The 4,597-nt window shown below is 66.7% G+C and carries 5 protein-coding genes; all 5 read right to left on the bottom strand.

Features of this window, described 5'->3' with window-relative positions; translation table 11 throughout:
* On the bottom strand, positions 1-1,390 hold a 1,390-nt coding region (locus tag FW784_RS12770; RefSeq protein ID WP_149353714.1), incomplete at its 3' end, for a hypothetical protein.
* The gene (locus tag FW784_RS12765; protein WP_149353713.1) at positions 1,342-1,692 is read right to left on the bottom strand and encodes a hypothetical protein; all 351 of its coding nucleotides are present in this window, start codon (positions 1,690-1,692) and stop codon (positions 1,342-1,344) included. The genes FW784_RS12765 and FW784_RS12770, both read right to left, overlap by 49 nt.
* A gap of 995 nt (positions 1,693-2,687) precedes the next feature.
* A complete protein-coding gene (locus FW784_RS12760) occupies positions 2,688-3,374 on the bottom strand; it encodes a L,D-transpeptidase family protein (protein WP_149353716.1) in 687 nt (228 codons plus the stop codon).
* A 142-nt stretch (positions 3,375-3,516) separates the two neighbouring features.
* Entirely contained in the window at positions 3,517-3,786 is a 270-nt protein-coding gene (locus tag FW784_RS12755) for a hypothetical protein (RefSeq protein ID WP_149353712.1), read from the bottom strand.
* 481 nt (positions 3,787-4,267) lie between these two features.
* A partial coding sequence (locus tag FW784_RS12750) for an ArsR/SmtB family transcription factor (protein ID WP_328592731.1) occupies positions 4,268-4,597 on the bottom strand: 330 nt, incomplete at its 5' end.

Genomic DNA, 4,597 nt, shown 5'->3' with positions numbered 1-4,597 from the left:
CTGGGTGCCCGTCGCCTTCATGAGGCGCCCGAACGCGTCGGTCGAGGCGAGCGAAGCGGCGTTGTCCCAGTCCATCCGGGTGCATGGGCGCAGGAGCCGGGTGCGCGGCAGGCTCGGGTTCGCGGGCGGCCGGTCCCGTGGTGCGCGCATGTCGGTCAACGTGCAGCAGCGTCGTCGTCCGACCGTTCTCGGTCAGGGTGAGATCGACGCTTCCATCGCGTTGAACGGCGCGATGCAGATGCTCGGGATCGACGCTGCGCCAGTGCCCGCCGATGCAGGCGACGCCCTGCCCGTTCGCATTCCAGTGCACGAAATTGCCGCCATCCGCGTAGAAGCCGGCGTGCCGCCGTCCGTGGTGCAGCGCCGGGTCGCCTTCGGCGAGGGTGGCTCCGTGGTCAAGCGCGTGTACAAGGCGCTGGGATGCTTCGGGTGTGAGAAAGAGGGAGCGGATGGTGTCGTACTTCAAACCCGACTCCGCACTGCACGTACCCGCGGGGCGCGCGTGCGACGGGCCTGCAAGCGGGTCGCTTGTGACCGAATTCCACGCAATCGCGAGTGGATTACCGCGCTCCGCCGCGCGCAGCGTATTGAACAGTGCAATCCCGCGCAGCGTGTTGTCTGCTCCAGACTGGACGTAGTCCGGGTTGCCGTTCGCCTGATTCGGCAGGAGTCCGTCGACAGCAGCCTTCACGTCAACTGCCGAGCCTAGTTCGTGTCTTTCGATCCGCTCCAACAACCGCGGCGTATATCGCTCGCCGGACTGGTTCTGTAGCTTCATCAGGATGCCGGCAAGGCGCGCCTGGTCGTCGTCCGTTGCGTTCCGGTAGAGCTCCGTCCGCTCCAATCGTTCGAGCGCCGAGTCGTGGTTGCCCACAGTGCGATCCACTCGGGTGATCGCCTCCGCGTGCTGCCTGTCGAGGCCGTGGACGAATGCGCGGCCGACGTCGGACCCGAGGAATCGATTGATATCCGTGCGATCGATATCGTGGGCCTCCGCAGCCCGCATCGCGCGGCCATTGCGCTGAAGAGCGTGCAAGGTGGACGCATAGGCATCCGGAGTAAGGTGGAGCGCCGCGCGATCAGGCTCACCGTCCGCCCATTGCTGGTAGTGATCCAGCATGTCGCGGGCGACTGCCGGGTTCGCGCCCAGATCGATCTGCAGCGTGCCGAACGAATAACCGCTGTTGCCGACGGGACTCATGCGCCCGTCGCCTGCGACGTTTCCGGCGAAGCTCAGGCGATACGACACGTCGTGCCCGCCGATGCTCCCTTCGGAAGTCACGCCCACCGCGAAGTACGCGGCGGCCTTCAGATCGTCCTGCGTGAGAGGACGCGTATTCGTCATCGCGCGCCTTCCGCCGGATTTCCGGTCAGGCAAGCCTGCATCCAAGGCTGCTTCTGCAGCGCCTCCATTTCGCCGTGCGCGTCGCTGACGCGTGCGAAGTCTGCGTAGCAACCGCCTCGCTCCGAGTCGAGATCGCCCAGCTTGTCACCGCAAAGGCGAAGCGGCTTGTCGACGGCCTCCCAGCCTTGCTCGCACTCCTTGCTGGTCTCGCTACCCGGGCGACCGCAAACGAAGATGCGCCGGGCCTCCGTGGGCGAACGCGTCGTGGCGACTACGCGACCGTCGTAATAGCCGGTGGCGTAGTACGACCACGTCCCGCAGATACGGTTGCCGCGCTGAGCCAGCAAATACCGGCTGCAGACGTCGGGCGAATCGGCTCCCTGACAATCCTCCCAGATGCCCGAAAACCGGGAGCTCGCACCCATTGCAGTCGAAGGCTTCGAAGCGGCATGCGGGGCGACGGAATTTGCACGCGCCACGCGGTCACGAACGGCCCCGCTATTCGGCGGATTCGTCGAGTGATGCCGCTCCATATTGGACGCCGTTTGACCGCTGGGCGAGCAAGCCGCGAGCCCGACCAGAAGCGGAAACACAAAAGTACGCATGGAACATCCTTGTCCTTTCCGATCTGCCTTTGTGCCCGAGCCGCACCGTGGATGCAAGCTGATTGCTCCCCCGGGGGGCGTGACTTCTCGCCGTGGAGCAATCCGCAAAGTCCGCCCGACCGTGCTGCAACAGGCCCCTAGCGTGGGTCCACACCCAGTGACAGAGCTAGAGCCCGGGCTCCGGCCCGCGCGCGAACACGCGAAAAGCGTCGGGCTCATGCCTATGACGAACACGCGAGCCACGTCGCGCGATCGGTCGGCGGCCCAGGCCAATGATCTCTTGCAGCGCATTGATCGAGGGACCGACCCGCTTTGCGGCGGGTCGCCCGATCCAAACGGAGTTCGGTGCAACAGCGACGTCGCGTGACGCTGAGCCTGAGCGCACGCGCGGATTGCGCGAGCACCCCTCAGCGGCACTGGAGATGCACACCGCGGACGCGGTGCAAGTGCCGCCGTGACCCCCAACCCGGCCCTCGCTAGCTGCCGGCCGCCACGTTGAAGTAAGCGGGTTGTGCGACCAAGCGCATCAATGTTTCGATGCGCCCAGGCGCGGACTCATATCCGCGCGTCGCTGCTCCGCCGCATCCGCGCCCGGGCAGATGCCGCTGTGCCGAATGTCGAGCGCGCCCAGCCGCCAAACGCAGAAGGGGCAGATCACTGTTTAGAAGTGAACCTGACCCCTTTTCCTGCCTTTTCCTGCAACGCCGCCCGCGCTAGAGCCAACCGTCCCCCACCCGTCAGCGACCGGCAGACGGCGCGCGTCGTCCATCGCCGCGTTGCGTCGTCGCCCGACTCTGCGAAAACTCCGGGAAGATCTCCGCAATCGGCGCCTCGTCCGGCAGGATGTAGAACACGCCGCCCTCCGCGAACGTCGGACGGACAATCTGCTCGTAGAACTCGGGCGAGACGTTGATGCATCCATGAGTCACGCGGTTGTCGTCCGGCGTGGGCGATGCAAGGCGTTCAGCGCGCCTCTCGGCGGGAACGCCCGTAGCGGTCGGGTGGATGGAGACCGCGGACTCATAGTCCACCCACAGCACTCGCCCGGCATCGATCGACGGACCGAAGCCGCCTACGAAGCGACCTGCAGGTGTCGTGCGTTCACGGCCCGGGATCTCGCCAAGCGCAAGCCCAGCAACGCCGGGCGCCGAATGATCACCGACCGCCGAGCCAATGAGCGCAGGAGCGGCGCCGCGAAGCCGGCCATCGCTGCCGAACACCAGAACCTGCGCGGCGGCCTTGTCGATGACGGCGAACGGATAGCCCTGGCTGTCCTTGCTGGCGACAACCCAACCCGCGAGGTCAGTCACAGTGCTGGAAACATCTTGACCTGGCGGGAGCTGGTCGACACCGGCGACCGGTTGCTCGGAAGCGATCGCGGCGCTGGCCACGCCGGAGCCCGCGAACGCCAACGAGAGTGCCAGCGCGACGTTCCGGACCGCGGCGTATCTGCACGTACGAATGAGACGGCTCCTTAAGGCGGAGACATGGTGACCACAGGAAGGCCGGTGGCCAAAGGCCACCGGGTGCGCTTCAGGCCGTTCGTCGCGAATCGCGCACGCGAGACTAACCGCGCGGCCTGCGGCGCGGCGCCGCTTCCAGCTGCTGCACACGGCCTTCGATCTGATCGAGCCGCTGGTTGGCGCGCTGGGCGGATTGGTTCGCGGATTCGGCACTCTGTGCCGCGCCCTGCACCTTCGCGTCGAGCTGGTCGAGGCGCGAATTGATCCGCGCAAAATCGGCGTCGTAAGTGGCACAGGAAGTCAGGCCGATCGTTGCAACGATCGCCACGCCGAGCGTACGCGCCATCACCACATGTTGCCTGGACAGAAACATGGCAATCCTCCTTCGGTTCGGGGGTGTCCGGAGTACAGCGGCCTCTGCGCCGCATCCACGACGCCCGAACAGCTAACGGCGGGATACGTCGATGGGACGTGACGATTGGCACGCTGATGCAGGTCGAATCCGCACGTTGGGAGGTTGCGACAAGCCGTTCGTCGCTTCGCGCGTGAAACACGCGCGGGGAGTGCTCGCTTAGACCCCCTTGAACGCTCGGTCGGCGCGTCGCTGCTGCTCGCAGTGCAGCAGGCGTGCGCCGCCGCGCGACGCGGCTGGCACTGTGTGCCGACCGCGCGGCCTTCCACCGCAACTGCAGCGGCGACACGGTTATTGACTGCAACAGCATCGATAGTCGATCAGCCGCAAAGTCCTGCGCTTGTCGCTCCGGCTCTGGCGGTGATCGCGCCGATCACGACACTGCGGATTCCCTCCCCGTCGTCCTCGGTCACCGGCTCCGTAGCGTGCGGCGCGCCCGCGATCACTGCGATTCCACGAACGCCTTGAGCCCGCCGAGGGCGACGTCCCACTGCTTGCCGATGAGTTCGAGCGTGCGCCGTGCGGATGCGATCTGCGTGGGGTCGAGTTGCCATAGACGCTCTCGCCCGGCGCGCACGTCCTGCACCACGCCGGCTTGGGCGAGCACTTCGAGGTGCTTCGTCACGCCCTGACGGCTGATGTCGGTGCTGGCGGTGAGCTGCGCGATCGACAGCGCGCCGCCGGCGCACAGCATCGTGACCAGCCGCAGGCGCGTGGGGTCACCAAGCGCCGCGAACACGCGGGCGAGCGCGTCGTTCGCGGCGGGCAGCGC

Origin of the sequence: Cognatilysobacter lacus, assembly GCF_008274655.1 — a bacterium.
GTDB classification, from domain to species: domain Bacteria; phylum Pseudomonadota; class Gammaproteobacteria; order Xanthomonadales; family Xanthomonadaceae; genus Cognatilysobacter; species Cognatilysobacter lacus.
This window is presented reverse-complemented; position numbering and strand designations above follow the sequence as displayed.